The following is a 24607-nucleotide window of genomic DNA, read 5'->3' on the forward strand; positions in this document are numbered from 1 at the left end:
CGAGGTGAACGTAACTTGTTTGAAAGATTTTTGCCCGATCTGCGCGTGGGCAGCGTATTTGATATCGACTTGCACGGCCTGTATGAACAAGGATACCGGGGAATCATTACCGATCTCGATAACACGCTGGTCGGCGCCAAGGCTCCTTTGGCAACCCCGGAGCTGGTGGAATGGTTCGAAAAGGTGAAAAAAGCCGGATTTAAACTTGTGATCGTGTCTAACAATAATCTGGACAGGGTGTCGGTGTTTGCCACGCCCTTGAATATTGAATTCGTGCATAAGGCGAGAAAACCGGCCGGAGCTTCGTTCCGGAAAGGGATGGAGATGATGGGGCTTCGCCCCGAAGAAACGATCGTGGTCGGCGATCAATTAATGACCGATATTTTGGGCGGTAACCGTCAAGGATTGTTTACCGTGCTTGTACTGCCGATTTCGGCCGCGGACGAAGGCTTCGGAACCCGGATCAACCGGAGGCTCGAGAGGATCGTCAAGCATCGGCTGGGCAAATCGGGATTATGGCTGGAGGAGGACAAACAGAGATGACAGACAAGCGGAGCGAAGAGCTTGATTTCCGCTGTAGCGGCTGCGGCATCAAACTGCAGACCGAGGAACAGAACAAACCGGGATATGTCCCGCAGCAAGCACTTTTACGGGAGCCGATCATCTGCCAACGATGCTTCCGCATTAAAAACTATAACGAATCTTCATCTGTAACGGTGGAGCAGGATGAATTTCTCCGTCTGCTCAGCCAGATCGGCGGGAAAAAAGCTCTCGTCATTCACATCGTCGATATATTCGACTTTCACGGCAGCGTCATTTCCGGGCTGCAGCGCTTTATCGGCAACAATCCGGTGCTGCTTGCGGTCAACAAGATCGACCTGCTGCCCAAGGTGACCAATTGGAACAAACTGCGGAACTGGGTGCAAAAAGAAGCGAAGGAACTCGGTTTGAAGGTGGAGGACGTCGTCCTGTGCAGCGCCAAACAAAGCAGCGGCTTCGACCGTTTGCTGGAGTCGCTGGCATCGGTCCGCGGCGACAGGGATGTGTACGTGGTCGGTGCGACGAATGTCGGCAAATCGACGCTGATCAACCGCTTGATCCGTGATTACAGCGATCTGGATCAGGAATTGACGGTGTCGAGATATCCGGGCACCACGCTGGATATGGTACATATTCCGCTGGATGACGGCCGGGAAATTATCGATACCCCCGGCATTATGTATCCGTCGCGGTACAGCGAGCTGGTCAGTCCCAAGGACTTGGGCGTCATTATGCCGGACAAGCCGCTGAAGCCCGCGGTGTACCAGTTAAATGAAGGCCAGACGATCTTTTTCGGCGGATTCGGACGATTCGATTTTATTCAGGGAGAACGGCAGTCGTTCACCTGCTTTGTTAGCGGGCGCGTGCCTTTGCACCGTACCAAGCTGGAAAGGGCGGACGAGCTGTTCGCGGACCACGCGGGAGAAATGCTGGCACCGCCGAGCAAAGAAAATCTTGAAAAGCTTCCGGAATGGACGCGTCATGAATTCCGGATCCCCAAAGGGAGCCGGTCGGATTTGTACGTTTCCGGTCTTGGATGGATCAAAGTAAACAGCGATGCAGGCGCAGTGTTGGCCGTGCATGTGCCCAAGGGCATCAAGGTTCTGGTGCGGCCGTCCATGATCTAATGGAATTGCCGTTCCCGGTTGTTTACGGATGCGATGAAAGGGGGAGAACTATGGATGTCCTAGAGAAAGCGCGGACGGGGAACGAATTGCCGCTTCTGCTCGGTGTCATGGGTGATCCGATTGTACAATCCAAATCCCCGGTAATGCACAGAGCGGCGTTGTCGGCCTCCGGGATTCAAGGGACTTACGTGCCGCTTCATGTTCTGGGGGATGACCTGAAGGAAGCGATGGAAGGCGTAAGGGCGCTCGGGTTCCGCGGGGTAAATGTAACGGTGCCTCATAAAGTCAATGTAATGAAATACCTTGACGCGATTGACGAAGGCGCGCGGGCGATCGGTGCCGTCAACACCGTCGTTAATGACGGAGGGGTGCTCAAAGGGTATAATACCGACGGAATCGGGTATATCCGTTCCTTGAAAGAAGAAGCGGAGCCCGAGTTGGCGGGAAAGCGGGTCGTTGTGCTCGGTTCCGGCGGCGCCGCCCGCGGCATCGTTTACGCGCTGCTTCATGAGAAGCCGGCGGAGGTGACCGTGGCGAACCGTACGGCGGATAAAGCGCGCGCCTTGGCCGACGAATGGAGCCATCTCGGTTCACTCAACGGATGTTCGATGGAGGAAGTCGGCGATTTGCTGCCGAAGGCCGATATCGTCATCAATACGACTTCCGTAGGGATGTATCCGCATCCGGGTCAATCGCCGATCGACCCTGCGCTCATTCCCGAAGGGATCGTCGTGAGCGATCTTATTTACAATCCGCTGAAGACGGAGCTGCTGATCCAGGCGGAACGCAAAGGCTGCCGGATTCACAACGGTCTCGGGATGTTCGTGTATCAAGGCGGCTACGCTTTTGAATATTGGACCGGGGCGACGGCTCCGGTGGACGCCATGAGAGCTGCGGTTTTGAGCAGTTTGGGTTAAGGAGTGAATAAATAGCCGGATGTTCTCCCGTTAATTTGTCATTTCCGGGCATCGGCGAACATTTAACTGGAAATTATCCCGTTATTTTGCCGGACAACAGGTCAATATGGCGTTTGCAGACGATTTAACGGTATCTTTTCCCGTTACTTTCCCTAAAGGGGCGATATTAATGAAATTATCGGTATCTTTTCCCGCTAAATCCTGCCGTGTACCGCCGAATTCAGCAATCAACTAATTTACATTTTAAGGGGTTATGTATTTATATGCTTACTGGTAAACAGAAACGCTTTTTGCGGAGTCAGGCTCATCATCTTCAACCGATCTTCCAGGTCGGCAAAGGAGGCACGAATGACCAGATCATCCGCCACATTTCCGAAGCGCTGGAGCGCCGCGAGCTGATCAAGGTGTCCGTGCTCAATAACAACCTGGACGATCCGCAGGAAATCGCCGAAGAGCTGGCGTCCGGCGCCGGCGCCGAACTGGTGCAGTTGATCGGCAGAACGATCGTGCTGTACAAGGAGTCCAAAGAATACAAACAAATCGAACTCCCTTAAAGAGGTTGTTCAATAGGTCACTTTCGATCGCGATGTAAGAGCGCGGAATAGCGGTTTCGATTTTTCGCATAACATCGCCGAAAGCCGGCTTTTTGAACATGAATCGAAAATTTTGGGAGGTTGAAACGCATGAAAAAAGTGGGCATTATGGGCGGCGCGTTCGATCCGATCCATTTGGGGCATTTGCTCGCTGCGGAAGCGGCGAGGGAGCAGCATGGCCTGGACGAAGTCTGGTTCATGCCCTCCCACATTCCGCCTCATAAGCATCAGGCGGGCGTTAGCGGGGAACAGCGCCTTGCTATGGTCAAGGCCGCGATCCAAAGCCATCCCCATTTTCGGCCGCTGGATATCGAATTGCGCCGCGGCGGGGTATCCTATACGGTGGATACGATCAAAGAGCTTCGGGGCGAGCATCCGGATTTGGAGCTGTATTTCATTATCGGCGCGGATATGGTGAACTATTTGCCGAAATGGGAAGGCATCGAAGAGCTGACGGACATGATCACGTTTATCGGGCTGCAGCGGCCGGGCAGCTTTCTCGAGCTGGATACGCTGCCTCCGTTCATCCAGGAAGCGGTGCTGCTTGCGGATATGCCGCTCGTCGACATTTCCTCCAGCCTGATCCGCAAAAGGATTTCGGGCGGCCATTCGGTGCGTTATATGGTTCCCGAAAACGTGTATGATTATATCGTAAGGAGCGGATTGTATGGTATACAGCCGTGAGCAATTGATCGAAATCGTCTCCGGACAAATGCCGGCCAAACGCTGGAAGCATGTGGAGGGCGTCATGGAGACGTCGGTGATTCTGGCCGAAAGGTTCGGCGGTGACCCGGTAAAAGCCGATTTGGCTGCGCTGCTGCACGATTTGGCCAAGTTTTGGCCGGTGGAACGGCAGGAGGAGGTCATCCGCGACAACGGCCTCAATCCCGAATTGCTCGAGCACGATAAACAGCTTTTGCACGCCGAGGTCGGCGCTTTTATCTCGGAGCGGGATTACGGGATTGCTGACCGGGAGGTGCTGGATGCGATCCGGTACCATACCTCCGGCAGAGTCGGCATGACGAAGCTGGACAAAATCGTTTGTCTGGCCGACTATATCGAGCCGGGAAGGGATTTTCCGGGCGTTGACCGGATTCGGGAGCTTGCCGGGCATAGTCTGGAAGAGGCTTTGCTCGCGGGCTTTGATTCCACGATCTCTTTCCTGCTGGAGAAACGGAAGGCGATTTTTCCGCTGACCGTCCTGGCGCGAAACGATCTCCTCAAGGAGATCAAAAATAAATAACGTAACTAAAACTACAGGAGGCTGAATGAATGCCGGTATCACCTAACGAATTGTTGAGTGCCGCGGTGGCCGCCGCGGAAGATAAAAAAGCGATGAACATCGTAGCGCTTGATTTGAAAGGAATTTCGCTGATCGCCGACTACTTTGTGATCTGTCACGGGAACTCCGACACGCAGGTCCAGGCGATCGCCACGGAAGTGCGCAAACGCGCTCAGGAAGCGGGTGCGGTCATCCGCGGAATCGAGGGAATGAACTCCGCCCGCTGGGTATTGATGGACCTGGGCGACGTCGTGGTGCATATTTTCCACCGCGATGAACGGGAGTATTACAATATCGAGCGTCTGTGGTCGGACGCCAAAGTAGTGGAGAACGTATGAGCTTAATCGCAGGAACGATAGTTTCGCTTCCCATCGACAGGGAAGTTTCACCATATGGTTATTTTCTTAGCGGCGGGACGCAGGATGTGCTTCTTCATTATTCGGAGTTGACCCGAAAGGTACAGCCCGGGGAGACGGTGGAAGTATTCCTGTTCTATGACACGGAAGACCGTCTGGCCGCCACGATGAAAAAACCTTATCTAACCCTGGGCGAACTCGGGCTGCTTGAAGTCGCCGACGTGCATCCCCGGCTGGGCTGTTTCCTCGAAATGGGGCTTGGACGGCAGCTGCTGCTGCCGATCCGTGAGCTCCCGGAGCTCCGGGAGCTTCATCCACAGGTCGGAGACCAAGTCTATGTCATCATGGAGCACGACAAGCAAGGCCGTTTGAAGGCCAAGCTGGCCGGAGAGCAGGAGCTTGCAGCCCGGGCTTTCCATGCGCCGGGTGCCTGGAACAATCAATGGATGGAAGCGATCGTTTACAAGCCGCTGCAGATGGGAACCTTCGTTATCTTGGACGGAGGTGTGCTCGGCTTCGGAGCGATCGGCATGATTCATTCTTCCGAACGCATCCGCCTGCTCCGTTTGGGTGAACGGGTCAAGGTTCGGGTGGCCCATGTGCGCGAGGACGGCCGGGTCAATCTGTCGATGGTGCCCCGCAAAGAAATCGGAATGACCGAAGACGCCGACCGGATACTGGCTTATTTGGAAAGCCGTCCCGGCGGCGGAATGCCTTATTCCGACGAGACGGCCCCGGATCTGATCAAGCAGCGGTTCGGAATCAGCAAATCCGCTTTTAAGCGGGCCCTTGGCAAGCTCATGAAAGAGGGAAAAATCACGCAAAGCGAGAACTGGACTTACCTCACTTCGGCACTAAAGGACAAATCCGACCCGAAGTGACGATCGAAAGCGCGGTGACGACGACTTAATATGGTATCCTACCGAAAATTTGCCTATGTATACGATGAATTGATGGAAGATATGCCGTATCCCGAATGGATCCGGTTCGCGCGAATGGCTTGGGAGAAGCACGGCATGCCGAAGACCGTCGTGGATCTCGGGTGCGGAACGGGGAGCATCACCATCCCGCTAGTGAACGCCGGGTTCGAAGTGACCGGCATCGATCTCTCCGCGGACATGCTCTCGGTCGCCCGGCGCAAAATGGAAGGGACGTCCCAAGGGGCGCGTTTGTTCCGGGAAGGAAGCGTACGCTGGGTGCAGCAGGACATGACGGAATGGGAGCTGCCCCGGCAGTCCGATTCGGTCATTTCTTTTTGCGATTGCATGAACTATTTGCTGGAAGAAGAGGACATCGTCTCCGCGTTTCGCAGAACGTATGACGGGCTGAAGCCCGGCGGGACCTTCCTGTTCGATGTTCATCATCCGGATACGTTCCGGCGGTACGAGGAAGAGCAGCCGTTCATCTGGGACGAACCCTCCGTGGCATATATCTGGACCTGTGAAAGGGACGCGTTGCGGGATGAAATTGAACATCATCTTACGATTTTTGCCCGTGAAGAGGAAAGCGGACCAGGATTGTATCGCCGGTTTGAGGAGACGCATGTTCAGCGCGCCTATGACCCGGAATGGATGAAGCACGAGCTGCTCCGCTGCGGCTTTCGCGAAGTGTCCATCTACGCGGACTTTGAGTGGGTGGAGACGACGGAGGATGCGGCAAGACTATTTTTTGTAGCGGTAAAATAAAAAGAAATGTCCATTTGAGAGAACTTCGCCTTGCCGGGCGAGGTTCTTTTTTGCAAGTGAAGGTTTAGGCATGCCGGACCGGGAAAGCTTCGTTGGAAAATAACCAATCAAATCCGGGCTAGAAATGCGTGCGTGTTCATGAGTCAACTTATATAGACAGAGCCGGGGAGATCGATTATCCTTTACCATAGTGATATGTACTTTGAAAAAAGAGAAGAAAGAGGCTGTTCATCGTGAAAAACAAAGTGATTTTGTTTCAGGGAGATTCGATCACGGACGGAAACCGGGACCGCGGAACCGACTTGAACCACATTTTGGGGCATGGATATGCGTACATCATTGCCGGGAAGCTTGGATGCGAGCATGCGGAAGATAAACCGCTGTTTATTAATCGTGGCGTCAGCGGGGACCGGGTGTCGGATTTGTATGCGCGTTGGAACGAAGACGCGATCAGCCTGAAGCCGGACATCATCAGCATCTTAATCGGCGTCAACGATGCCTGGAGAATGATGTCCGGGGAGCCGAGCGGCGCAACGGACCGGTTTGAAAGGGCTTACGTCCATCTGCTGGAAGAAACCAGGGAAGTGCTGCCGGAAACGAAGCTTGTGCTGTGCGAGCCTTTCATTCTGAGAACGGGCGCGACTGCGGACAAATGGGACGAGTGGACTAAACTGATGTCGGGATATCAAGCGATTGTACGTGATTTGGCGCAAAAATACGGCGCGGTGCATGTTCCACTCCAGGATGCTTTTGATGCCGCTGTCTCGCGGGCGAACGAAGCCTACTGGCTATGGGACGGCGTACATCCGACAGCGGCCGGGCACCATCTCATCGCGGAGCGTTGGCTTGAGGTGGTCGGCAGAAACGGTCTGTTGGCATAAAACCGAGCTTTTAACGACAAAATGAAAAATCTTGATGGTGTTTCATAATGCCGTTATGGGGGTAAAACCTCCGGATAGAAAATACTCCAGCAAGCAAGCTGACGAAGGTCGATCTGCAGGCGTCAGCTTGCTCGCGTGTCAGGGGCATTTTTACGTCTCGACAAAAATTAAATAGTTATTGCGGATTAAATTCAGTATAATTAGGCTTATATCAGTCTGCATTTTTCTAGAGAGGATCAACGGCATAATGAATGAAGTAAAAACCAAACCAGCGAATGCGCCACGGGCCGGCCGCCGTCCCAAGCCATCCCCGCCCCCGGTACGTGTCTTTTCCCTTGGGGGGATCGGCGAAATCGGCAAGAACATGTACTGCATCGAATTCAAGAATGAAATCGTGATTATCGACGCCGGATTAAAATTCCCGGATTCCAAGCTTTCCGGCATCGATTACATTATTCCGGATATCAGTTATTTGATCCAGAACCAGCATAAAATCAAAGGTTTGTTTCTGACCCATGGACATGAGGACCATATCGGCGCCCTTCCGTTCGTGCTGCGGCAGCTGTCGGTTCCCGTCTATGGAGGTCCGCTTACGATCGGACTCGTCCGCGCCAAGCTGGAGGAGTACCGGATGCTCGGGGATGTCCGCCTTCATGTGTATGAAGAAAACGACCGGTTCGATTACCAGCATTTGTCGGTACACTTTTTCCGGACAACCCACAGTATTCCCGACGCGTTCGGCATCGTTGTGGATACTCCTTATGGGGCGGTTGTGCATACCGGTGATTTCAAATTCGACTTTACGCCGGAGGATCGTCCGGCCGATCTGTTTAAAATGGCCAGCGTGGGCAGCGAAGGCGTTCTGGCTCTCTTGGCGGACAGCACAAATAGCGAGAAGGAGGGCTTCACTCCTTCGGAACGCCGGGTCGGAAGTTCGATTCTGGAAACGTTCCGCCAATGCGGCGGTCGAATTTTATTTGCGACCTTTGCTTCGAACGTGCACCGTTTGCAGCAGGTCGTCGAGGCGGCCATGCAGTGCAACCGCAAAATCGCCGTCATCGGGCGCAGCATGGAGAAGGTGTTCGCGATCGGCCAGGACTTGGGATATATTCGAATTCCCGAAGGCATGCTGATCGACATAAAGGATATCGACCGCTATGAAGACCGGCAGGTATTGATCGTTTGTACCGGCAGCCAGGGCGAACCGAACGCGGCGCTAAGCCGGATCGCTTCGGGGGCGCACCGCTCGGTGCAGGTTTACCCGCAGGACACCGTCATTTTCTCGTCGTCCCCGATTCCGGGCAATACGCAAAACGTCAACCGGACGATCGATACGCTGATGCGGGCAGGCGCGAATGTCATCTACGGCTCGATTTTCGATATTCATACCTCCGGACACGGGAATCGCGAAGATTTGAAACTGATGCTCAGCTTTATCCGTCCCAAATATTTTGTTCCGATCCATGGCGAATACCGGATGCTGCTCAGCCATAAAAAGCTGGCGATGCAAACGGGACTCGCGGAAGACAGAGTATTCGTCATGAATATCGGTGACACGTTATCGATTTACCGAAACCGTGCCAAGCGGGGAAGAACGATTCCGGCAGGCGAAGTGTTCGTCAGCAACGGCGAGATGCGCGCGCGCGAAGACGAGCTGATGGAAGAACGGCTGGAACTTGCGCAGGAAGGCATCGTGATCGTCGTCGTGAGCCTGGATCGCAAAACCGGACAAATTCTGGCGGGACCGGATATTGTGACACGCGGCTTCGTGTACATGCAGGACGCCAGACCTTTGCTCAGAAGGGCCGAAGCCGTATTGAAGCGAAACTTGGCAAAACAAGCCGAGCGGGAAGCCTACGACCGGAACGTCTGGATTCGCTCCATACACCGGGTCATGCGGAAGTATTTTATGAAAGAGGTTGGACGTACGCCTCATATCATGCCTTCGATTTTGGAAGTGTAAGTTCAACGCGTTGGATGCTTAATAGTAGGATCGGTTGCAGGGAGGGAGCTTAAAATGAACAATTTTAGCCTTTCACACCAAGATGGGCCTCAGGTCGAAGTCGTCACCTTCGGAGAAAGCATGGCATTGCTGATTGCCGAAGGCGGAAAGGGACTGGAATACGCAAGAAATCTGGAGCCCTCGTTTGGAGGAGCTGAAAGTAACGTGGCGATCGGACTGGCCCGGCTCGGACATGCCTCCGGCTGGTGCGGACGACTCGGGAATGATCCTTTCGGGCATCGCGTCATCAAGGCGATCCGGGGGGAAGGCGTTGACGTATCCCGTGCGGAATTGACGGACGAAGCCCCGACAGGGCTCATGATCCGCGAGAATGTCGCAGGCAAAAGTTCGGTTTATTATTACCGTAAGCTATCGGCCGCGAGCCGGATGCGCCCCGAACATCTCGACGAGAGCTACATCGCGGGCGCTAAAATTTTGCACGTGACCGGCATTACGCCTGCGCTTGGGCCGAGCTGTGCGGAAACGATTGCCGCAGCGATGGATATGGCCAAGCGAAACGGCGTAAAGGTCAGCTTCGATCCGAATCTGCGCCTGAAGCTTTGGAGCGTTGAGGAGGCACGAAAAACGCTTCTTCCGCTTGCGATGAAGGCGGATTACTTCCTGCCGGGCTTGGATGAACTGAAGCTGCTGTACGAAACGGAATCGATGGACGCGATTCTCGCGAAGCTGGATGAACTGCCCGGAGTGAGCGTGATCAAGGGCGGCGAGGACCAGACTTATTTGTACAATGAGGGCCGCCTGACATCCGTGCCTTACTTCAAAGCGGAGCGGGTCATCGATACGGTTGGCGCGGGAGACGGCTTCTGCGCGGGATTCCTTTCCGGCCTGCTTCGCGATTATTCCCTGGAGGAAGCGGTCCGTTTGGGCAATCTGATCGGCTCTCAGGTGATCCAGGCCGTCGGCGATTGGGAAGGCTTGCCGACCGCCGCGGAAATAGACCGGCTCTTGCAAGGAAAAGGGCATATCGAGCGTTAAGTTTTGAAATAATCCGTCAGCCGGAGAGACCGGTTGGCGGATTTTTTGCGTTATATCCGTGAATATAGCAGCAAATATTGATAGCACGTATCTGTCAGCCTAACCCAGCACCCCCTACTCCTTATTCCACTAATTCAAACCCACACATGTTGTACTATTTACAACAATTCGTCTAGTTTTGAGGGGCGAGTGTGATAATGTTGCACTTTTTGCAGCATTTAGCGTCAAATTCCGGCTAGTTATCGGAAAATAGCTGAAAATGCTGTATTTTCTACAGCTTTGGTTCCGTTAAGGCGGCATTTCGCAGGAAATTGTTGCATCAAATACAGCATTGGAAAACGTCGTCTCATCCAGCACGATAGTAAAGTCAGACATCACAGCTTCAACGAGTTGATCTATCGCCCCCTGCCCCTTCCCTTTTTTAAAAAGTCAAAATTGTGCACATCGAGGCAAAAATCACCTCTGGGAGTAAGGGACCGCGCTCCGTATCATGAACCATAAGACATGTTCGAATGGAAGGGGCAAAGGGGTTATGTGGAGCAGTGCAATTGAGGATGCGGTGAAGAAAATCCGGGTTAACATGGACAAATTCGGAACAAAATTTCCTCACGTCAGCAGGGATGGAGCTTATTTGCTGAATGACAACGACGACTGGACGAACGGTTTTTGGAGCGGAATGCTTTGGCTTTGCTATGAATATACGGGGAACGACGATTTCCGCCAAGCGGCGATCCGTACCGTGGAAAACTTTCGCCTTCGGTATGAGGAGAAAAAGGTGCTCGATCATCACGATATCGGATTTTTATATTCGCTTTCTTCCAAAGCGCGGTGGATCGTCGAAAAGGACGAGGATGCCCGTCTTTTGACGCTGCAGGCGGCGGATTTGCTGCTGAAACGCTGGCGTCCGGACGGCGAGTACATTCAGGCCTGGGGACCGGAAGGAGACCCGCAGGAAGGCGGGCGCATCATCATCGATTGCTTGATGAACCTGCCGCTGCTGTTTTGGGCCGGCGAGCAGACCGGCAACCCCGCTTACCGGGAAATCGCGGTCAAACAGGTGGAGAAAACGAGACGTTATCTGGTGCGGGGGGATGACAGCTCCTATCATACTTTTTTCTTCAACCCGAAAACCGGCGAACCGATCGGGGGAGCAACGCATCAGGGATACACAAACGGGTCGACCTGGACGAGGGGGCAGGCTTGGGGCGTGTACGGCTTTGCGCTCGCTTACCGATATACGCAGAATCCGCTGTTCCTGGAAACGTCCAAACGGATGGCCCGTTACTTCCTGGAGCGGCTGCCCGAGGATCATGTCGCGTATTGGGATTTTAATGTGCCCGTAACCGAAAACACTTACCGCGACAGCTCGGCCTCCGCCATCGTGGCCGCAGGACTTCAGGAATTGCTCGAACATCTCCGTGAAGGGGACCCGGACAAGGCATACTTTCAACGCGAATTACTAAGCTCGATGTCCTCTTTGGTGCAAAATTATTCCACGATGGGCGAAGAGGCGGAAGGTTTGCTGAAGCACGGCTCGTATCATGTCCGAGGGGGATTGTCCCCCGATGATTTCATGATCTGGGGAGATTACTTTTACCTGGAAGCCCTGATTCGTCTGGAAAACGGCGGGAAAGGGTACTGGTATGAGCGCTGACAGTCTGGGAGCTTTGTACGACGCCGTGTTCGGAATCCTGAATCTGGAGCATCCCGCTTTGGCCCCGGTCAAGCGAGCTTTGGGTCAAGGCGACAGGAAAGAGGCACTCGACGCCCTGTTCCGGCATTTTACCCGGAGGGAGACGCCGAGCTGGAGGATGGAAGATGAGGAGCGGCGTCAAATCTCCCATTATGTCAAATGGTTATGCCTGGATGAATTGGAACTGGTGATACGGACGGCGGACGAGGTAGAAAAACAAACCTTCCTATTCCGTTTTCCATGGGATATGGAACGGACTCGGGTTCCGGTTACGTTTCAAGGCGAAATCGATTGGCGTCATATCCCCGACCATGACCCGGAATGGACATATATGCTGAACCGGCACCGGTATTGGGTGGCGCTCGGCCAGGCATATGCCGTAACCGGCGACGAAAAATACGCCTCGGCGCTTTGCCGCCAGCTTGAAGACTGGATTGAGCGCAATCCGGCATGGCGAACGATCGAGGCGGGGCTGCGGGGAGCCAATTGGATCAAGGCGCTTCGTTACATCCTGGACAGCCCGCATTTTAACCCCCGATTCCTGGCAAAAGTGCTGATTTCCATTCACGAGCACGGCAGATATTTGGCTTCCGCGTTTACGAACTGGAAAAGGATCAGCAACTGGGGAGTTTTGGAGACAAGCGGACTGTTCCAGATCGCCCTGTTCTTCCCGGAACTCCGTCTGGCGGAACAGTGGCGGCAGCTGGGGCTGGACAGGCTTAAGCAAACGGCCGGGATTCAAGTGATGCCGGACGGCATTCATTGGGAGCAGTCGCCGACTTATCATCACGAGGTGCTGTCCTGCTATCTCGAGTGTATCCATTTCTCGTGGATCAACGGCATCTCGCTCCCCGCGCCGTTCCAGCAGGCGGTTCATCAAATGGCCGTCGCCTCGCTGTACTGGGCCAAACCGAATCACAGGCAGCCGATGCTGGGCGACAGCGACGACAGCGACGTACGCTCGCTGCTGACCTGCGCGGCGTGGTTGTTTCAGGATCCCGAGCTTCGCCACGGCGGATATCCGACGCTCGATTACGACAACGCCTGGCTGTTCGGGATGGAAGGGATCGAGCAATATTCGCGTATGCCGGCGAAGGAGCCTGCTCGCATGTCCCGCCCGTTCCCGCATTCCGGTCATTACGTCATGCGTTCGGGCTGGAGCGAAGAGGATTTGTACCTCTTTTTCCACTGCGGGCCGCTGGGGGGAGGGCACGGTCATGCCGACTTGCTTCATTTCGACCTGCATGCCTACGGAAGGGATCTTCTGACGGATCTCGGCAGATACAATTACAGCGACCACACGCCGCTTCGAAAAGCGTTGAAGGAGAGCTCGGCCCACAATACGACATCGGTCGACGGCATCGGGTTTACCGAAATAGAGGACACGTGGTCTTTCGGGAGAATTGCGAAGCCGTTGGGCAGCAGATGGATCAGTACGCGGGGCTTCGACTACGTGGAAGCGGGACACGACGGGTATTTTCATTTGGACGACCCGGTCTATCCGCAGCGTAAAATTATTTTTATCAAGCCTTACTACTGGCTGCTCGTTGACCGGTTTATTTGTAAGGAGGAGCATACCTTTACGCAGCGGTTTCATTTTGCGCCGGGAACCGTGACGATGGACGAGAAATCGCTAATTTGCCGCACAACCAACGAAGGGGAAGCGAATCTCTGTATCGTTCCCGTTCACACCGAGGGTCTGCAGGGCATCGTCTCCGAAGGGGTCATTTCAAGGGAATACAATTTGCTGGAACCGAATTTAAACCTAACCTACACAAAAAGAGGCAAAGGAACGGTATCGATGATGCAAGTTTTGTTCCCGCTGCGGCCCGGCATGAGCGAAACACCTCGGGTGGAGAAGGTTCCGGTATACCGCCATACGGGCGAGCAGGCGGAGGACACTGAGGCGGAAGCATGCAAAATCGTATTCCCGGAAACGGGCATTGAACATATTCTCGTCGTCAGCCACCGGGTTCCGTCCGTGCACGCTGATTCCTATGTCGTGGAAGGGATGCAATTGTTCGGAGAAGTCGTGCTGATATCCAAATCGGCCAACGGCCCGGAAGCGGCAGTCATTATTTAGTGAATGCTTCCCGGACGCCGGACTGATAGAATAAAAGAAAAGTATAAAGCACGAAAGAGGCGCGGGGAAGCATGTTCAAACTCACCTACTACAGACGCATCCAGTTATCGTTTCTTCTGCTGATTTTCATCCCGTTAATCGCCGTTTCGACGATCTCCTTCATGTTGATCAAGGAGACCATGGAGGAGAAGCTGCAGCTGAGCAACGAGAATTTTCTGAACGTCATGATCGACGAGCTCAACAAGACGATCGACGACGTGACGTTCTCCTCCCACTTTATCGTGAACGATGCCAACGTCCGGCAAGATTTGAAGGCGTTTGCAGACATCCGGCGGCTGAACAGTTATCAGGATTATGTGTATTTTACGCAGATTCAGGATGTGTTTTCGCTGATCAATTCCAAGCCGTTGAACAATAACATCCGCATGTATCTCGTGAACCGGCAGCATTTCGTGATTTCTTCCGGCACGGAGGATTTGAGCGGAATGAACGCGGGCGTGGGCGATTTGATGCGGCGCGTCAATCTGGATCAACCCGAAACGCTGCAGTGGCTCGGCATGGCGGAAGGCGGCTCGGGAAGAGACGGCAGCTATTATATTGCGCGGGTCATCCATGACAGCCGGGAAAAACAGTATGTGTCGGTGCTGCTGATATCCATTCCCGAGTCTTACTTCGCCAAGCTGCTCGGATCGGTCGATTTCGGCAAGGTCGCCCTGTTCGACGGAAACGGCGGTTTGATTGCCGGCCATGCCGAGCTCGCGCCTTCCGCCACGGAATCGAATGGAAGCCTACGGACCGTCAGAAATATATCCAAGTCGGGCTGGAAGCTGGTGTACGAGGCCTCCGAGAACGAATGGTCGGGTCCAATATCCCGTACCTTTTTCAGCGGAATCGGCGTCGTGCTTCTTCTCTTCCTCGTTTTTTCGGCGACTTCGATACTGGTTGCCAAACGGCTCCACAGTCCGATCCTCCGGTTGCAGCGCGTTGTGCGGCAGTTCGGGATGGGCAATCTGGACGCGAGGCTGGAGGTCAAAGGCAAGGATGACATCGCCGAACTGGGCCAGACGCTGAACACGATGCTGGACCAGCTACAAAAGCTGATCCACGACATCGAGCAGGAGCAGGAGCAAAAACGGGTGATGGAGCTGGAGGCTTTGTTTATGCAAATCCGCCCTCATTTTTTGATCAATACGTTGAACTCCATCAAGTGCAGCCTGATCCTGACGAAGGATACGCTGCATAGCGGCATTATCGATTCGTTGATGAGCCTGCTCAGGGCCTACCTCAAAGTCAACGAGCCGGCCACCTTGCGGGAGGAATGCAGACTGCTCGGACATTACGTCGACATTATGAAAATACGCAACGAAATCCCTCTGGAGTTAAAGGTGGATCTTGCCCCGGAAACGGAGGGACTCATCGTACCGAAGCTGATTTTGCAGCCGATTGTGGAAAACGCGATCGTCCACGGTTTGGTCGATCATCCGAATCCGCGGATTACCGTCGCTTCCCGGACAAGCCGGGAAAGCATCTTGATCGAAATTACGGACAACGGGTGCGGGGCGGAGGAAGGCGTATTGGACAAGCTGAATCGTACGCTGGAAAACAACAACGAGGAGCAGGACGGATCTTACAAAAGGGTCGGGCTCATTAACGTGGTCCAAAGAATCCGGCTGACGTACGGACAGGCGGCGACCGTGACGCTCCGCAATCTGCCGGAAGGCGGAGTATCCGTCCTCCTCGAATTGCCGCAGAGTCCGCAAGCTGTGTATCCGCCAGAGGGAGGGGAAGCAAATGTATAGAGTCATGCTGATCGACGACGACGTACCCATGCTTAAGGTACTCGGGCAAATGATCGACTGGGAAGCGATGAACTTGCAAATTGCCGGGAGCACATACTCCAGCGCGAAGGCACTGCATATGTTTGAGGAGGTGCATCCCGACATCGTCATCACGGATATCGGGCTTCCGCAAAAAAACGGAATCGAGCTGGCCGACAGCTTTATGAGCATGAAGCCGGATATCCGGGTCATCTTTTTAACCTGCCATGAGGATTTCCACTATGCCCAGCAGGCGGTCAAGCTAAGGGCCGACGACTACTTGATCAAAGATCAGCTGACGGCGGAGCAGTTGGAGAAAAGCCTCACCAAATCGGTTCGCTTGCTAAAGTCCAAGGACGGGCTCGTGAACCGCGAGACGGCGTATTACAACGCTCAGCTGTTCCGGCAGGACCTGCTGCAGAAAGTGATCGGCAGAGACTCCCCGGAAGCGGCGCTTGCCTTGGCAGGGAAAATCGGCATATCTTGGAACTTTCCCTGGTTTATGCTCGGAGTCGTCAGCGTGCGGTTTTCCGACTTTGACCAGCGGTACAGGCAAAGGGAATTCCCGCTTCTGATGTACGCGATGTATAACATCGCTTTGGAGCTGTCCGATTCGTATGAAGGGGTTACCCCATTTCTCGGGAAAGAGAATATCGTAATTCTGTACAATTTCCGGATGAATCTCGCCCGGAACGCCAGCCTGTATTTTCATGATTACTTGGAAAAGCTGCGCTCTCACTGCTCCCGGTTTCTTAAAATGGAGCCCGGTGTCCTGACGGTCACGGAAAAAATGGAGCTTTCGGCGATCGGTCCGGCCTATCACGAAATCATCCATGGCCGGGTTGAATATTACGAGAGCGACTATTATTCGATCGGCGATTTGTCGCAGTCGGCGGCACGCGTATTCCAGACCGCTCCTCCGGGATTTTTGGACAGCCGGGCGACCGAGCTGGAGTCCGCCGTGATTCAATACGATCAGGAGCGTATCCGCGATATTTTGCGGAAAATGGCCCGGACGGCGCGGGAGATGGCGATCGAGCCGGGCGATTTTGCCCGCGACCTGGCATTCGTGCTTAGGGGCATTGAACTGCTTTTTTCGAACCTGAAGTTCGAAGAGGATTTGTTCGTTTATCTCGCAAAGTCGCGAACGTTGGAGGATACGATGGAATTGGTGGAAAGAAAGCTGATCCAGATGACGGGAAGCCGGCACAAAGGGGCGGGGAATGCCCGGCAAGAGCCGAAGCTTCAGGTGATTCAGCAGTACATCGACCAGCATCTTGCCGATAACATTACGTCCATCGACATGGCGCGCTACCTGTTTTTAAACCCGAGTTATTTTTCGCGCTATTTCAAACGGATGACCGGAATGACCTTTACGGATTATGTCCACCAGTACAAGATGAAGCTTGCGACGAAAATGCTGAAGATGTCCAGCCAAAGTCTGGAATCAATGGCCGTCGGCTTAGGCTATTCGGACAGAACCTATTTTTCCAAAGTGTTCAAAAAGTACGTCGGGACGACGCCGAGCGAATACAAGGCCAAGCATTCCGCGCGCAAATAAAACAGGCATGACCGCCCTTACCGGGGCGGTTTTTTCTTGCCGGAAGCGTCATGCGCAAAGGTCAAAATCGTGCACACGGCTGGTCAGAATCTCTCCTTTTTCGGGGCCCCGCATGTATTACGATTAGGACAACTTACAAATGTCGAGGTGATACTGCATGGAGGCTGCCAAACCAACCGCACCGGAGATCCGTTCCGTCCGGAAAAAATTCTGGACCCCCAAACGGAAGGAAGCGTTAACCGGATGGCTGTTTCTGGCTCCCGAGATCGTCGGGATGCTGTTTTTGAACTTATTCTCATTAGGTTTTTCATTTTATTTAAGTTTGTCGAATTGGGATCTGTTGTCCGGGGTAAAGGGAATCAAATTTACGGGACTGGATAACTACATCAAAATGTTCCATGATCCGGCGATCATGCACGCATTGAAAAATAACTTGATCTATATGGTCCTGACGGTTCCGATTCCGATCGCCATCGCGCTGGTGCTTGCCGCTTTGATTCACAACAGCGTATTTTTCAAAAGCTACTTCAAGGTGGCGTTCTTTATTCCTTATATTTCATCCATTATCGCGGTTGCGGCCGTGTGGAGCGCATTGTTCCATCCGTCGCTCGGGCCGATCAACCAGTTTTTGATGGATTTGGGGATCTCCAATCCGCCGAAATGGCTCGTCGATCCCAAGACCTCGCTGATTTCGATCGCGATCATCAGCTCCTGGGCGAGCCTGGGTTATACGATTATCATCTATATGGCCGGTTTGACGAACATCTCGAACGAGGTGTATGAGGCGGCGGACATCGACGGAGCAAGCGCGCTGAAAAAGTTCTTCGCCATTACGGTTCCGATGCTGCGGCCAACGACCTTCTTCCTGCTGATTACGATGTTGATCGGCTCCTTCAAAGTGTTCGATATCATTGCTTTCCTGACCGAAGGCGGACCGAACAACTCCTCTACCGTACTGGTGTACCGGATTTATGAGGAAGGCTTCCAAAATTACAATATGGGCTACGCTTCCGCCATTTCCTGGCTGCTGTTCGCGATTATCGGAATCCTGACGGCGCTGACCTGGAAAATGAGAAACGAAGAATAGAGGAGGGATCAACATGCAGCTGGTCAGAAAAAACATATCCAAAATCATCATCACGTTTTTCATGGGGATCCTGTCCCTGGTGTTCCTCATTCCGCTCATATGGATGATATCGGCCGCCTTCAAATACGAGAAGGACGTCATGCGGTTTCCGATTCAGTGGATTCCGGAAAACATCAATTTCATGTACAATTTCAAGACGGTCTGGATGGGACGGGTTCCGTTTTACGATTTCTATTTTAACTCGTTCAAGGTTGCCATCATCACCACATGCATTACGCTGATCATCTCTTCGATGGCCGCCTATGCGCTGACCAAAATTCAGTTCAAGGGCCGTAATCTGGTGTTTATCGCGCTCTTGTCCTTCATGATCATCCCGGATCAGGCGACGCTCATTCCGCGGTTCCTGCTGATCCGCTGGTTCCACCTGTACAACACGCACGCGGCAATCATTTTGATGAGTATGTTTTCCATCTACTTTACGTTCCTGCTGCGCCAATTTATGATGGGTATCAGCGATGAATATATCGAAGCGGCCAGAATCGACGGAGCCGGACACACGCGCATTTTCGCGTCGATCATGGTTCCGCTGTGCAAGCCGATCCTGGCTACCGTGGCGATTATCAAATTCATCTGGACCTGGAACGATTACCAGAATCCGCTCATTTTCCTGCTGGACAAAGATTTGTATACGATACCGCTCGGAATGACGCTGTTCCAGGATGATTACACCAACAACTATGCCATTATGATGATGGCGGCCGTTTCGGCCATTATTCCGCTCGTGATCGTATTTATCGCGCTTCAGAAGCAGGTCATCAACGGAATCGCCTTAGGCGGGGTAAAGGGATAATCCAACCCCCGGAAAGCGCTTTAAAAGTCAAAATCGTAATCCTACTACCTCAAAATTTTGCACTTGGCCCGTAAAGCGGCTGGCTATAATGAAGTCAGTAAGGAGACACTCACATTTATTTCTTACGGGGGGAAGTCAATAATGAAGAAACGCAGATTATCGTTCATGCTGGGCACGGTGCTGGCGATCTCGTTGGCCTTAAGCGGCTGCGGAGGCTCCGGCAACTCGAAAGGCAATACCGCCGCTAACCCGAATAACGGAGGCGCTTCGGCGGACAAGCAAGTCACCATCAAGTATTATAACTGGGACAATGAAGCACAGCAGGCCAGCACGGACGCGATGCTGCAGGAGTTTATGGATCAAAACCCGAACATCAAGGTTGACCATGTCGTGCTGGTACCGGGCGATTCCGTGGAAATGCTGAAAAAGCTCGATTTCTTGATCTCTTCCGGCGAAGCGATCGACGTCATCCAGTTTCCGAACCTAGGTGCCGTGCTTGAACGCGGAACCCGGAACGCGCTCGCGCCGCTGAACGAGTTATATGAAAAAGAAAGCCTGGTGCCGGAAGACGAATATTACGTCAACGCCAAAGTCGGCGACAACTATTACGGCATGCAATATACGAAGAGCATCAACTACGTCATGTTGAACAAGGACGCGCTGGACGAAGCGGGACTTGAAGTCCCGAAATTCGGATGGACTTGGGACGACTACCGCGAATACGCCAAAAAGCTGACCAAGGGCGAAGGCGTGGACAAGCGCTACGGATCCTATTTCCATACCTGGGAGCTGTACATGAACGCTCCGGCGCAAACGATGATGAAAGATCCGTTCGTATACGAAGACGGAACCACGATCACGTCCGACCCGTCGTACAAATACTTCTTCCAGCTTCGCAAAGACATGGAGTCCGTGGATAAGTCGGCAAAACCATATGCTGACGTGCTTGCCGCGAAACTGAATTACCGGACCGAATTCTTTAACGAAGAAGCGGCGATGATTTTGTCGGGCAACTGGACGATTCCGGATCCGGGCAACACGGAGCAATACCCGCATACGTTCAAAACGGCGTTCGCACCGGTGCCTGTTCCGCCGGCCGGAGCCGAGCCGAAGGGTTATGAAGCCAAATACTTCACCAGCGGCAACATGCTGGCGCTCGGGGCGACCTCGGAAAACAAGGAAGCGTCCTTCAAGCTGATGAGATTCATGACGACCGCCGATTCGGACAACAGAGCGGAATTCTCCGGCTACAAAAAAGCGAACAACGAAGAATTGCTGAATAAGCTCGTTGCCGGCAAAGAAGATATGTACGATATGGATTCCCTGAAATACACCTTGTTCGACGACGAAATCCAATATCTCGACGGCGCGAAAGTCATGACTACCGCGACTACCGAGCTGACGAAGGTCGTCAATGACGGCTTCAGCAAATTCATGCTGAGCAATGAATCGATCGATGACGTACAGAAATGGATGGTTGACGAAGCGACCAAGATCATCAAGGAAAAAGGCGTAATCCAATAAGGAATTAAGCTTGAATAAAGCAATCGATATGTTTTAAATGCGGAGGGGCTTTGGGAAGTCGGATCATCGGATCAACGGCTTTCCAAAGCTTTCTTTTTAAGATGGATTTTACGGGAGGTACCTGCGATGAGCATACTTACATGGAAGAACGGCCAATACCTGCTGGACGGGAGCCCTTATCGGATCATATCGGGGGCGATTCATTATTTTCGGGTGGTGCCGGAATACTGGAGGGATCGCCTGCTGAAATTGAAGGCAAGCGGGTTCAATACGGTTGAAACGTATATCGCCTGGAACGTGCATGAGCCGAAGGAGGGGGAGTTTCGGTTTGACGGCATGTCCGATGTCGTTGCCTTTATTCGGTTGGCCGGAGAGCTCGGGCTTCATGTCATCGTGAGACCGAGCCCGTTCATTTGCGCGGAATGGGAGTTCGGGGGGCTGCCCGGATGGCTGCTGGCCTACGATGAAATGCAGCTGCGCTGCAACGATCCGCTGTATTTAAGCAAAGTGGACAGCTATTATGACGAACTGATTCCGCGGCTTGTACCGCTTTTATCGACGAACGGGGGGCCGATCATCGCCGTCCAGGTGGAAAACGAATACGGAAGTTACGGGAACGACTATGATTATCTGCGGTACCTTCGTGACGGTCTAATCCGCCGAGGCGTCGATGTGCTTCTTTTTACGTCGGACGGACCTACGGACGAAATGCTGCTTGGGGGGACCCTGGACGACGTGCACGCGACGGTGAATTTCGGCTCCCGGGTGGAGGAATCGTTCCGCAAGTACCGGGAGTATCGAACGGACGAGCCGCTGATGGTGATGGAATACTGGAACGGCTGGTTCGATCATTGGATGGAGGACCATCATGTACGCGAAGCGGCGGACGTGGCCGGCGTGCTGGACGAGATGCTGGCGCATGGTTCGTCGATCAATATGTATATGTTCCATGGCGGCACCAATTTCGGATTTTATAACGGAGCTAATCATATTGCCAACTATGAGCCGACGACGACAAGCTATGATTATGACGCCCCTTTGACGGAATGGGGAGATTCGACGGAAAAGCTGGAAGCGGTCCACCTGGTGCTTGCCAGACATGGATTCAAGTCTGATTGCCCGTTCCCCGAACGGATCCCGAAAAAATACTACGGAAACGTGAAGATGACGGAAGCTGCGGAGCTGATGTCGCCGGTGAACCTGGATAAGTTATCCGAACCGGTCGAAAACGTCGGTATCCGGCCGATGGAGAAGTTCGGGCAATCCTATGGATTTATTTTGTACAGCACCTTTGTGAAAGGGCCGCGGAAAGGCCAAAAGCTGTACATTCAGGAGGTTCGCGACCGGGCCCAAGTATTTCTGGACGGGCGTCCGCTCGGGGTCGTGGAGCGCTGGAACCCGCAGCCGCTGGAGATTACCGTGCCGAAATCCGGGGCGAGGCTGGATATTCTCGTCGAAAATATGGGCCGGATCAATTACGGGCCGCTGATTCGCGATCCGAAGGGCATTACGAAAGGCGTGCGGATCGACAACCAGTTCCAGTACGGCTGGACGGTTCGAGCCTTGCCGTTGGAGCCGGAATCGCTAGCGGAGCTTGGCTACAAGCCGGTAAGGGAAGAAGGACAGGCGGATCGGGAGACCGTGGAATCGGCACTTTCCGGGGGACTCGGGGTTCCAAGATTTTACCGGGGCTTTTTCGAAGCCGAAGAAATCGGGGACACCTTCCTCCGGTTTGACGGATGGACGAAAGGCGTTGCCTGGATCAACGGGTTCAACCTTGGCCGTTACTGGAACGCGGGGCCGCAACGGGCGCTGTATATTCCCGGTCCGCTGCTGCGCAAAGGGCGGAACGAGCTCGTTCTCTTTGAACTGCATGGGGGTCCCGAAGTCTGCGATGTGGAACTGTCCGACCTCCCGGATTTGGGAGAGATAGCCGCCGTCGATGATGCGGTGCTGAATTTTGTGCAGGACGATGAATAAGTCATGCAAAAAACCCGCCGGAGCAAATGCTCCGGGCGGGTCTTTTTATTGTTTAGCGAGTTGTTGTTATCTGGCCATCCAGCCGCCGTCCACGCACAGAATGTGGCCGTTCATGTAGTCGGAGGCGGAGGAAGCGAGGAAAACGGCCGGGCCTTTCAAGTCCTCCGGCGTTCCCCAGCGTCCTGCGGGAATCCGTTCGGTGATGGAGGCCGTTCTTTTTTCGTCGGCCAGGATCGGTGCGGTATTGTTGGTCTCCATGTAACCCGGGGCAATCCCGTTGATCTGGACGCCGCTGGCCGCCCATTCATTGGCCAGCGCCTTGGTCAAGCCGGCTACCCCGTGTTTGGAAGCCGTATACCCCGGAACGTTGATGCCGCCCTGGTACGAAAGCATGGAGCAAATGTTGATGATTTTGCCGCTGCCCCGTTCGATCATCGATCTTCCCGCGATCTGCGAAAGCAGGAAGACGGTGCTCAAATTGATGTCGATGACGTCGAACCAGTCTTTTTCGCTGTGGTCCTTGGCCGGCGTACGACGGATGATTCCGGCGTTGTTGACCAGAATGTCAACTTTACCCGTCAGCTTGAGAGCCTCGTTGAACATGTCCTGAAGCTTGGAATGATCGCTGAGATCACTCTCGATTACCGATGCTTTCCTTCCCAGGGCCGTGATCAGATCGGCCGTTTCTTGGCTGGAGCTGAACGAAGCGCAAACGACGTCCGCCCCCGCTTCGGCAAGGCCCAGGGCGATGCCCCGGCCCAAGCCGCCGGAAGCGCCGGTAACCAGCGCGGTTTTACCCGTCAAATCAAATATTTTCATGGATTGAACACTCCTTCGAGATCGAGGAAGCGGAATTATTCGATGACGATTCCCGCTTCCGTATAAGGTTTGCCCGCATCCGCGGGCAAGTTGTCGTCCGTGATGATCCGGCTCAGTTCGCTTAAGGAAGCAAACGTACGGAGCGCGGTTTGCCCGAATTTATGATGATTGATGACAGCGATCACCTCGCGGGCCGTTTGGATCAGCGCCCGTTTGAAGTCGATCAGGTCGCCGGTGTAAATGGACAAACCGTGCTCGGGATGAACGCCTGTCGCTGAAATAAAAGCTTTTTGAATGTTTAGCTGGCTGACATATGAAGTGCCTTCAGGCCCGGCAAGCATGTTGCGGACCCGGTAGCCGCCGGGAACGACGAGACGAATTTTGTCCTTGTTGGCCAGTTCGCTGATAATGTACACATCGTTCGTGATCACCGTGAGCGGCTGATTGTCCAGCCGGCGGGCGATTTCCAGGGTCGTGCTTCCGCCGTCCAGCGCGATGATATCGTTAGGCCGGATATGAAGCAGCGCCTTGCGGGCGATATCCGCTTTTTCCTCCGCGTGCTTGATCAAAGGGGTTTTGGAAGGGAGAATTCCGAACTGGTCTCCCTGGGCCAGCACCGCCCCGCCATGCACGCGGACGATAAGTCCCTGCTCCTCCAGCTTCGTCAGGTCTTCGCGGATCGTTTTTCCCGTAACTCCCAGCCGTTCGCTCAGTTCCGCCACGGTCACTTCCTTTTGGGTCAGCAGAACTTCCATGATTTTTTCGTATCGCCGTATCGAGCTCATATATGTTTCCACACTTTCGGTATTAAATT

At 53.7% G+C, this 24607-nt stretch carries 22 protein-coding genes; 20 read left to right on the forward strand and 2 right to left on the reverse strand.

What is annotated here, in order from left to right; all coding sequences use genetic code 11:
* Window positions 1-15: 15 nt before the first annotated feature.
* The 20 genes from ACSFXJ_RS08345 to ACSFXJ_RS08440 all read left to right on the forward strand — a co-directional run bounded on the left by ACSFXJ_RS08345 (window position 16) and on the right by ACSFXJ_RS08440 (window position 22974).
* A complete protein-coding gene (locus tag ACSFXJ_RS08345; RefSeq protein ID WP_435924709.1) occupies window positions 16-543 on the forward strand; it encodes a YqeG family HAD IIIA-type phosphatase in 528 nt (175 codons plus the stop codon).
* On the forward strand, window positions 540-1667 hold the full coding sequence (gene yqeH / locus ACSFXJ_RS08350; RefSeq protein ID WP_435924710.1) for a ribosome biogenesis GTPase YqeH: 1128 nt from the start codon (window positions 540-542) through the stop codon (window positions 1665-1667). The genes ACSFXJ_RS08345 and yqeH overlap by 4 nt, the downstream gene beginning before the upstream one ends.
* Window positions 1668-1717: 50 nt before the next feature.
* The gene (locus ACSFXJ_RS08355; protein WP_435924711.1) at window positions 1718-2584 is read left to right on the forward strand and encodes a shikimate dehydrogenase; all 867 of its coding nucleotides are present in this window, start codon (window positions 1718-1720) and stop codon (window positions 2582-2584) included.
* A gap of 263 nt (window positions 2585-2847) precedes the next feature.
* Complete coding sequence (gene yhbY, locus ACSFXJ_RS08360) at window positions 2848-3138, forward strand: ribosome assembly RNA-binding protein YhbY (protein ID WP_435924712.1); 291 nt, start codon at window positions 2848-2850, stop codon at window positions 3136-3138.
* A gap of 129 nt (window positions 3139-3267) precedes the next feature.
* Window positions 3268-3861, forward strand: coding sequence for a nicotinate-nucleotide adenylyltransferase (locus ACSFXJ_RS08365; protein WP_435924713.1), 594 nt, complete (start codon window positions 3268-3270; stop codon window positions 3859-3861).
* On the forward strand, window positions 3845-4420 hold the full coding sequence (gene yqeK / locus ACSFXJ_RS08370; protein ID WP_435924714.1) for a bis(5'-nucleosyl)-tetraphosphatase (symmetrical) YqeK: 576 nt from the start codon (window positions 3845-3847) through the stop codon (window positions 4418-4420). The genes ACSFXJ_RS08365 and yqeK overlap by 17 nt, the downstream gene beginning before the upstream one ends.
* A gap of 29 nt (window positions 4421-4449) precedes the next feature.
* Window positions 4450-4797 carry a ribosome silencing factor gene (gene rsfS, locus ACSFXJ_RS08375; RefSeq protein WP_435924715.1) on the forward strand — a complete coding sequence of 116 codons (348 nt, stop codon included), beginning with the start codon at window positions 4450-4452 and terminating at the stop codon, window positions 4795-4797.
* Window positions 4794-5696 (forward strand): CvfB family protein, encoded by a 903-nt coding sequence (locus ACSFXJ_RS08380; protein ID WP_435924716.1) that lies wholly within the window; start codon window positions 4794-4796, stop codon window positions 5694-5696. The genes rsfS and ACSFXJ_RS08380 overlap by 4 nt, the downstream gene beginning before the upstream one ends.
* A gap of 30 nt (window positions 5697-5726) precedes the next feature.
* Window positions 5727-6500 carry a class I SAM-dependent DNA methyltransferase gene (locus ACSFXJ_RS08385; protein ID WP_435924717.1) on the forward strand — a complete coding sequence of 258 codons (774 nt, stop codon included), beginning with the start codon at window positions 5727-5729 and terminating at the stop codon, window positions 6498-6500.
* 233 nt (window positions 6501-6733) lie between these two features.
* Complete coding sequence (locus tag ACSFXJ_RS08390) at window positions 6734-7381, forward strand: SGNH/GDSL hydrolase family protein (RefSeq protein ID WP_435924718.1); 648 nt, start codon at window positions 6734-6736, stop codon at window positions 7379-7381.
* Between the two features lie 247 nt (window positions 7382-7628).
* On the forward strand, window positions 7629-9344 hold the full coding sequence (gene rnjA, locus ACSFXJ_RS08395) for a ribonuclease J1 (RefSeq protein ID WP_435924719.1): 1716 nt from the start codon (window positions 7629-7631) through the stop codon (window positions 9342-9344).
* 54 nt (window positions 9345-9398) lie between these two features.
* Complete coding sequence (locus ACSFXJ_RS08400; protein WP_435924720.1) at window positions 9399-10379, forward strand: sugar kinase; 981 nt, start codon at window positions 9399-9401, stop codon at window positions 10377-10379.
* Between the two features lie 532 nt (window positions 10380-10911).
* Window positions 10912-12033, forward strand: coding sequence for a glycoside hydrolase family 88 protein (locus ACSFXJ_RS08405; RefSeq protein WP_435924721.1), 1122 nt, complete (start codon window positions 10912-10914; stop codon window positions 12031-12033).
* Window positions 12023-14155 carry an alginate lyase family protein gene (locus ACSFXJ_RS08410; protein WP_435924722.1) on the forward strand — a complete coding sequence of 711 codons (2133 nt, stop codon included), beginning with the start codon at window positions 12023-12025 and terminating at the stop codon, window positions 14153-14155. Before ACSFXJ_RS08405 ends, ACSFXJ_RS08410 begins: the two co-directional genes overlap by 11 nt.
* Window positions 14156-14226: 71 nt before the next feature.
* Window positions 14227-15954 (forward strand): sensor histidine kinase, encoded by a 1728-nt coding sequence (locus tag ACSFXJ_RS08415; RefSeq protein ID WP_435924723.1) that lies wholly within the window; start codon window positions 14227-14229, stop codon window positions 15952-15954.
* Window positions 15947-17533 (forward strand): response regulator transcription factor, encoded by a 1587-nt coding sequence (locus tag ACSFXJ_RS08420; RefSeq protein ID WP_435924724.1) that lies wholly within the window; start codon window positions 15947-15949, stop codon window positions 17531-17533. Before ACSFXJ_RS08415 ends, ACSFXJ_RS08420 begins: the two co-directional genes overlap by 8 nt.
* A 157-nt stretch (window positions 17534-17690) precedes the next feature.
* The gene (locus tag ACSFXJ_RS08425; RefSeq protein WP_435924725.1) at window positions 17691-18620 is read left to right on the forward strand and encodes a carbohydrate ABC transporter permease; all 930 of its coding nucleotides are present in this window, start codon (window positions 17691-17693) and stop codon (window positions 18618-18620) included.
* A gap of 13 nt (window positions 18621-18633) precedes the next feature.
* The gene (locus ACSFXJ_RS08430; protein ID WP_435924726.1) at window positions 18634-19470 is read left to right on the forward strand and encodes a carbohydrate ABC transporter permease; all 837 of its coding nucleotides are present in this window, start codon (window positions 18634-18636) and stop codon (window positions 19468-19470) included.
* Between the two features lie 141 nt (window positions 19471-19611).
* A complete protein-coding gene (locus ACSFXJ_RS08435) occupies window positions 19612-20994 on the forward strand; it encodes an ABC transporter substrate-binding protein (protein ID WP_435924727.1) in 1383 nt (460 codons plus the stop codon).
* A 126-nt stretch (window positions 20995-21120) separates the two neighbouring features.
* Entirely contained in the window at window positions 21121-22974 is a 1854-nt protein-coding gene (locus tag ACSFXJ_RS08440) for a glycoside hydrolase family 35 protein (RefSeq protein ID WP_435924728.1), read from the forward strand.
* A 66-nt stretch (window positions 22975-23040) separates the two neighbouring features.
* Here ACSFXJ_RS08440 and kduD read toward each other — a convergent pair whose 3' ends face one another.
* On the reverse strand, window positions 23041-23793 hold the full coding sequence (gene kduD, locus ACSFXJ_RS08445) for a 2-dehydro-3-deoxy-D-gluconate 5-dehydrogenase KduD (protein ID WP_435924729.1): 753 nt from the start codon (window positions 23791-23793) through the stop codon (window positions 23041-23043).
* Between the two features lie 35 nt (window positions 23794-23828).
* On the reverse strand, window positions 23829-24578 hold the full coding sequence (locus ACSFXJ_RS08450) for a DeoR/GlpR family DNA-binding transcription regulator (RefSeq protein WP_435924730.1): 750 nt from the start codon (window positions 24576-24578) through the stop codon (window positions 23829-23831).
* Between the last annotated feature and the right edge of the window lie 29 nt (window positions 24579-24607).

Source organism: Paenibacillus salivarius, from assembly GCF_051307165.1.
Taxonomy (GTDB): Bacteria; Bacillota; Bacilli; order Paenibacillales; family Paenibacillaceae; genus Fontibacillus.

Coding starts and splice junctions, on each gene's coding strand:
- yqeH (WP_435924710.1), top strand. CDS start 540: ATGACAGACAAGCGGAGCGAAGAGCTTGATTTCCGCTGTAGCGGCTGC.
- ACSFXJ_RS08355 (WP_435924711.1), top strand. CDS start 1,718: ATGGATGTCCTAGAGAAAGCGCGGACGGGGAACGAATTGCCGCTTCTG.
- yhbY (WP_435924712.1), top strand. CDS start 2,848: ATGCTTACTGGTAAACAGAAACGCTTTTTGCGGAGTCAGGCTCATCAT.
- ACSFXJ_RS08365 (WP_435924713.1), top strand. CDS start 3,268: ATGAAAAAAGTGGGCATTATGGGCGGCGCGTTCGATCCGATCCATTTG.
- yqeK (WP_435924714.1), top strand. CDS start 3,845: ATGGTATACAGCCGTGAGCAATTGATCGAAATCGTCTCCGGACAAATG.
- rsfS (WP_435924715.1), top strand. CDS start 4,450: ATGCCGGTATCACCTAACGAATTGTTGAGTGCCGCGGTGGCCGCCGCG.
- ACSFXJ_RS08380 (WP_435924716.1), top strand. CDS start 4,794: ATGAGCTTAATCGCAGGAACGATAGTTTCGCTTCCCATCGACAGGGAA.
- ACSFXJ_RS08385 (WP_435924717.1), top strand. CDS start 5,727: ATGGTATCCTACCGAAAATTTGCCTATGTATACGATGAATTGATGGAA.
- rnjA (WP_435924719.1), top strand. CDS start 7,629: ATGAATGAAGTAAAAACCAAACCAGCGAATGCGCCACGGGCCGGCCGC.
- ACSFXJ_RS08400 (WP_435924720.1), top strand. CDS start 9,399: ATGAACAATTTTAGCCTTTCACACCAAGATGGGCCTCAGGTCGAAGTC.
- ACSFXJ_RS08405 (WP_435924721.1), top strand. CDS start 10,912: ATGTGGAGCAGTGCAATTGAGGATGCGGTGAAGAAAATCCGGGTTAAC.
- ACSFXJ_RS08410 (WP_435924722.1), top strand. CDS start 12,023: ATGAGCGCTGACAGTCTGGGAGCTTTGTACGACGCCGTGTTCGGAATC.
- ACSFXJ_RS08415 (WP_435924723.1), top strand. CDS start 14,227: ATGTTCAAACTCACCTACTACAGACGCATCCAGTTATCGTTTCTTCTG.
- ACSFXJ_RS08420 (WP_435924724.1), top strand. CDS start 15,947: ATGTATAGAGTCATGCTGATCGACGACGACGTACCCATGCTTAAGGTA.
- ACSFXJ_RS08425 (WP_435924725.1), top strand. CDS start 17,691: ATGGAGGCTGCCAAACCAACCGCACCGGAGATCCGTTCCGTCCGGAAA.
- ACSFXJ_RS08430 (WP_435924726.1), top strand. CDS start 18,634: ATGCAGCTGGTCAGAAAAAACATATCCAAAATCATCATCACGTTTTTC.
- ACSFXJ_RS08435 (WP_435924727.1), top strand. CDS start 19,612: ATGAAGAAACGCAGATTATCGTTCATGCTGGGCACGGTGCTGGCGATC.
- ACSFXJ_RS08440 (WP_435924728.1), top strand. CDS start 21,121: ATGAGCATACTTACATGGAAGAACGGCCAATACCTGCTGGACGGGAGC.
- kduD (WP_435924729.1), bottom strand. CDS start 23,793: ATGAAAATATTTGATTTGACGGGTAAAACCGCGCTGGTTACCGGCGCT.
- ACSFXJ_RS08450 (WP_435924730.1), bottom strand. CDS start 24,578: ATGAGCTCGATACGGCGATACGAAAAAATCATGGAAGTTCTGCTGACC.